Genomic DNA, 5,469 nt, shown 5'->3' on the forward strand with positions numbered 1-5,469 from the left:
CTGTTGATTGTTAAAGAATTCTGCCCTAAGGCGCTTGCTGCTGGTCTTGCGACCCCGACAAATCGTTGTGTTTGTCAGCAGCAGAGAGATGAGATTATGCGGTGTTTCGTGCAGCTCGTCAACCCCTTCGATTCCAGCGCCTGGCGCTTTCATCTACCACCGCTTCGTTTCGTTTTTCACGCTACGCTGCGGCAGGGACAGAACTATAGCAAAGCGCCGGGCGCTCGGCAAGTGCTATTTCTCCCAAATCATCGTGCGCTGATAGTTCGGATCGGCACGGATCTCTTCTTCCGTGAACGGTAGCCGCGGCACTTCCTTGGCGGTATACAGGCCGAGCTGATCATTGTAGCGGCTCGATACGGGATCGGTCGACTGACCATAGGCCAGCAAGCCGTGGGCGACAACGCCGGCGTTATCGAAAGCGACCAGCTGGATGTAACTGGTGCCCCAGGCAACGTTGTCATATCCCTGCGCCGTCAATGGCCCACGCATATGCAGGGCGTTATATACCCCATCGCTGTCGCCGATTCCGCCGTGGACGGGAATGATGGCGCCGCCGACGCGTTGATACTGATAATCGCCCAGCCGTGCATCCAGCGCGACCCCAAGTGAATCCATCCGATTGGCGGCGGCACGCAATTGGACCAGCATCGGCGCGAGCGCTGCCGGTGCGATACCTCGCGGCGTGTGCACCGGGTCGGCCGGGTCGAAGGGGATGCGCCATAGCGCGGGTATCTCCGCTGCCTGGCGCCAGAACTCCCGGAACAGCAGTGCCCCCCGGCTGTCCACGTTCACCTTGCGATCCCACGCAGCCAGCGCGGCGCAGGCTCGTCGCATGACGGTGTCGCTCGCTGCGGCGCAACCTGGCAGCAGTTCGGGCAATACCAACTCGGCTGCCAGAACGCGGTTCGAGAACAGCAGCTTGCGCAGGTCGCTCAGGTCGAGGCGGCCACGTTGTGCCAGGGCGTCGTCCAGCTGGGCAAAGCCAAGCCGCGTGCGCAGTTGCTGCTCCGCATCCACAGGCCCATACAGGGGCGAGAAACCCAGTGGCGGCGGCCCGCGCAGCAGCTGCTTGCTGTTGCTCAGCCAATAGCTTTCGTTGGAATTGGCCACATAGTCGCGGCGTATCAGCCTTGGTGCATTGCCGGGGCCGAATATGCCGGCGGGCGCGTCGCTATCCCGGCCCCAGTGACAGGCGCTGCGCGCGCCGTCGAAGGTCAGCAGCGGCGCAAACAACAGGCAGTTCGACATGAACTTGTCCGCGCTCATATGCGGTACGACGCTGCTGTCCATGAACAGTGCGTTGCCGTCACGGTCGGCCGCGATCGTGTTCACCCAGGGCAGCCCCAGCACCCGCCCCAGTTCCGCCTGCAGCCTGGGCACGCTGTCGGCCTTGCCCATGGCGATCCATTGTTCGATCGAGCGCGTATTGTTGCGACTCGGGTCCGCGAAGACGAGCACATCGTCGCTGCCGATCGGTATGCCGGGCGCGGCCATCAGGATGCCCAGCCGGGTCTGGAAAAACGTCTTGCGCCGCGTGCGCACGGAGCCGTCGGCCTGCCGCAGCTGCACATCGACGACACGCTCCGTCATCCGCTCCGGAACGCCGTCGACCAGGTAAGTGCGCCCTGTCGGGTCGCTCCTGTCGCGCGGCAGCCTGAAAGTGGTGAAGTGCCAGGATTTCGTTACCGTATGGGTCCAGGCCACGTTCTCGTTGAAGCCGATAACGACGATCGGCAAGCCGCCCAAGGTGACGCCCATGGCGTCGTACACGCCGGGCACGGTCAGGTGGGCTTGGTAGAAGCGGTCCGTACTGAACCAGGGATAGTGTGGATTGGCCAGCAGCATGCCCCGGCCGTTGACGGTGGCATCGCCACCCAGGGCGATGGCATTGCTGCCCAGGCCTTCGTTGTGCCATCCGATTTGCGGCATTGCCGCAGCCACCTGCGCACGGGGAGTATCGTCACGCGCCGCGGCCACGATCAGCTGGGGAAACAACTCGCCCGATGCGTGGATCACCTTTTCCGCGACGAGCAAATATACATCGTCGATGGTCATCGGCTTGACCCACGTGGCATCGCGGCAGGCCTTCGGCAAGGCATTGCGATGGTCGCGCAGATACTGGTTATAGCCCGCGACATAACCTGCCAGCAGATCGCGCACCTCGGTGCTAGCGGCGGCATATCCGGCCCGCAACTGGTCCAGGTCCAGGTAAGCCTTGAAGAAAAAATCGCTTTCTTCATTGCGCACTTCAAACCTGTGCATGTTCAGGTAATCGATGGCGACACTGTATTCGCCGTTGCGTGACGGCGTCAGCGGCGCCTCGCCACCGAAGTACAGCGAGCGTTCGCCCCGCACGGTCAGCAGGCTGTCGGCCAGCATGCAGATATTATCCTCGGCGTAGGCATGGGCCAGGCCGAAACCGATGCCGGTGAAGTCATCAGCGCGCACGTGCACGACCCCGTGGGAGGTACGCGTGACTTCTGCGCTGAACGTGCGGCTGACGGGGCGATGGTTGCTGTCACCACACGCGGCAAGCAGTACCGCGTACATGGTAGCCGTCAGTAACTTTTTCATGGCCGCCCCCGATGAGTCAACAGTCATCATCGCGCACACCCTGCATGCGACATTGACTGCCCTCAAACGGGATCGGCCCCAATTTCAGCCGCGCCCGCTCGCCGGAAACATTCCGGCCGCTTTGTGGCGAGCGCGACCGGACCAGTCCTTACTGCTTCTGGACCAGCACCTTGCTGCGGTAATTGCGGTCGGCGCGGATCTGCGCATCCGTGAAAGGCAGGGTGACCAGGGTTTCCTTGCTGAACAGGGGAAGTTGATCGGCATAATATGGCGACAGCGGATCGACCGACTGGCCATACACGAGCAGGCCCTTCGCTACTGGCCCGGCATTGTCGAAACCGACCACCTGGATATAACTGGTGCCCCAGGCGACCTCTCGATAACCCGTGGCCGTAAGCCCGCCAGCCATGCCGATGGTATTATACGTACCGTCGGTATTGCCCATGCCGCCGTGGATGGCAATGCGCTTGCCATTGCGCGTCACCGTCTGATAATCGCCCAGGCGGCCATATAGCTGCACGCCCAGCGACTGCAGCTTTTGTGTTGCTGTGCGCAGCGCCTGCAGCATCGCCGGGGCCGCGGCCGGGGCCAGGCCGCGCGGCGTGTGCACCGGATCGGCCGGATCGAAGGGCACGGCCCATTTATCCGGGATCGCTTCGGCGATATTCCAGAACTCGCGGAACAACACGGCGCCGCGACTGTCGACATTGGCTTTCTTATCCCAGCTGGCGAGCACGCCGCAAGCGGTCAGCAGACGCGGATCGTATGCCTTGTAGCACGCCGACAGCAAGCCAGGCAGGACCAGCTCGGCCACATGCACGCGGTTGGAAAACAGCAGGTTCTCCAGGTCGTTCGGCCGCAGGAAGGCGTTATCGGCCAGCGCCGATTCGAGTTGCACCAGGCCGATGCGCGTGCGCAGCGATTGCTCCCTGCCCGGCGCGCCATATAGAGGCGAATAGCCATACGGCGCCGGCCCCGTCAGCGGTTGCCTGGCGTTCGACAGCCAATAACTATCGTTGGAATTGACGACATAATCCTGCCGGATCAAGGCCGGCGTATGGGCCGCGCCAAATACACCGGGCGGAGTATCGGGATCGCTGCCCCATTCGCAGGCACTGCGGGAGCCGTCGAATCCCAGCAGCGTGGGCACCAGCATGCAATCGGACGCGAAACGCTCTGGCGCCATATGCGGCACGGCGCTGGCATCGAGATACAGGGCGTTGCCTTCGCTGTCCGCCGCCAGGGTATTTACCCATGGCAGCCCGGTAATGGCATTGGCGCTGTGCTGCAGGGCCGCGACATTGGCCGATTGGCCGATGGCCAGCCACTGCTCGGCGAGCCGGGTATTGTGGCGGTTCGCATCGGCCAGCACGAATGCGCTGTTTTCGGTCCAGCCGATACCCGCGGCGGGCATGACGATGACGACACCGTGTTTGCTGGAATAGAAGGCCCGATGTTTCGTCACCACCGTACCGTCCGCTTGCAGCACATCGACGGTGACCTTTCGCTCGCTCATCTTGACGGGCGCGCCGTCATATAAATACGTGGTGCCGGACGGGTCGGCGGAATCGAGCGTCAACAGGTAAGTCGTGAAATGCAGCGCCTCGGTGACGGTGTGGGTCCACGCCAGGTCCTTGTTGAAACCGATCGACACCATCGGCAGGCCGCCCAGGCTGACGCCCATCGCATCGTATTTGCCGGGCACCGTCAGGTGCAGCTGGTAAAAGCGATCGGTACTGGTCCAGGGGTAATGAGGATTCCCCAGCAAGATGCCTTTGCCGTTCGCGCTGGCATCGCGGCCGATCGCAATGGCATTGCTGCCGACACCGGGTGCGATGCCACGCGGCAGCGGCTTGACGGCGGCCGGCATGCGCGTGGGGCGCACGGGCGGCGGCGCGGAGAGGTCGCGCGATGCCGCGACAATCGCCTCGGCAAATGCTTCGCCGGTGGCGTGAATGGCTTTTTCGGCGATGAGGAGGTAAACATCGTCGACGCTGATAGGTTTCACCCACACGGCGCCGTGGCAAGCCTGGGGCAGGCGGGCGCGATTATCGGCCAGGTAGCGGTTATAGCCGTCCGCATAACCGGAGAGCAAATCGCGCACTTCGACGGAACCCGATGCGTAGCCGGCACGCAGCTGGGCCAGGTCCAGATAGCCTTTGAAGAAGAAGTCGCTGTCTTCATTGCGCAGCGTGTAGAACAGGTCCATCGCGGCGCCATATTCGCCGTTACGCGGCTGGGTTGCCTGGGCATCGCCACCGAAATAGCGCGAGCGCTCGCCGCGAACGGTCAAGAGCGTGTCAGCCAGCATGCAGACATTGTCTTCGGCATAGGCATACGCCGCACCGTAGCCCAGGCTGCGATAATCGTTGGCCTTGACGTGCACGACGCCGTGTGTGGTTCGCGCCACCTCCGCCTGGATGGCTGCCGCCCCGGCCTGCGCTGCACAAGCCGCCGCCACCAGCAATCCCACCGCATGTTTCCTCATCCTAGCCTCCGTTTTAGTTATAAAAACGATATCTGAACGACGAGGATACCAATGACTTGCAGCTTTGTGCCGTGTTATCTAAAAAGAATTTTCTGGCAGATGGATGGGGAAATTGGGAGACTGGCCGCTGCGGACCGGCCGAATTTGCTTTCCTTGGATGGGCGGTACAAGGCGAAAATGCGCCAGCAGCGGGCGCGGAAGATTCAAAGCCGGGCAGTGCCTGGCTGGCGATGGAGCAGCCTTGAATGCAAAAAACCCCCGACCAGATCACTGGACGGGGGTTTTTCTATATAACAGCCTGACGATAACCTACTTTCACACTGGTTGCAGCACTATCATCGGCGCAAAGTCGTTTCACGGTCCTGTTCGGGATGGGAAGGGGTGGGACCGACTTGCTATGGTCA

At 62.3% G+C, this 5,469-nt stretch carries 2 protein-coding genes and 1 rRNA gene; all 3 read right to left on the minus strand.

What is annotated here, in order from left to right; all coding sequences use genetic code 11:
* Positions 1-234 precede the first annotated feature (234 nt).
* Positions 235-2,577, minus strand: coding sequence for a penicillin acylase family protein (locus GM672_RS26890; RefSeq protein WP_170300271.1), 2,343 nt, complete (start codon positions 2,575-2,577; stop codon positions 235-237).
* 148 nt (positions 2,578-2,725) lie between these two features.
* Positions 2,726-5,065, minus strand: a complete 2,340-nt coding sequence (locus GM672_RS26895; RefSeq protein ID WP_155473580.1) for a penicillin acylase family protein — start codon at positions 5,063-5,065, stop codon at positions 2,726-2,728.
* Between the two features lie 296 nt (positions 5,066-5,361).
* A 5S ribosomal RNA gene (gene rrf / locus GM672_RS26900) occupies positions 5,362-5,469 on the minus strand; the annotation flags it as partial.

It is taken from the genome of Pseudoduganella buxea (assembly GCF_009720835.1).
Classification (GTDB): Bacteria; Pseudomonadota; Gammaproteobacteria; order Burkholderiales; family Burkholderiaceae_D; genus Rugamonas; species Rugamonas buxea.